Raw genomic sequence first — 357 nt, 5'->3', positions numbered from 1 at the left:
AGACAGGCTTCAGGGTTTCAACAGACATAAAGGACACTTCCAGCGACTGGGCAGAATGCATCCGAGGGTCGCAGGGGGGGGGGTAGCGATCCGACAGGCCGTCTTCGGTGATTGGCCGCGCGCCGCCAATGCACTCGGTAACGTTCTGCCCGGTCATTTCGATATGGATACCACCTGTCTCTTATACACATCTCGAGCCCACGAGACGGTCAGATGTGTATAAGAGACAGCCGAGGGGCGTCGTCGGCGGCGTGGAATGGGGATAAGAGAGCACCCGGAGGCGGTCTGCGGTGGCTGTCCGAGCGCGGCCCATGCTGTCGGTAATGTTCTGCTCGGTCATATCGATATGGATACGAC

At 59.1% G+C, this 357-nt stretch carries 1 pseudogene; it reads right to left on the bottom strand.

Annotation, left to right across the window (positions count from 1 at the left end):
- Nucleotides 1-175: pseudogene (locus ACQ4LH_RS21920) on the bottom strand (3-deoxy-7-phosphoheptulonate synthase); the annotation flags it as partial.
- Nucleotides 176-357 lie beyond the last annotated feature (182 nt).

It is taken from the genome of Pseudomonas peli (assembly GCF_050563605.1).
GTDB lineage: Bacteria > Pseudomonadota > Gammaproteobacteria > Pseudomonadales > Pseudomonadaceae > Aquipseudomonas > Aquipseudomonas peli_A.
Note: the sequence above shows the minus strand (reverse complement) of the source record. Positions and strands in the feature narration are given on the sequence as shown.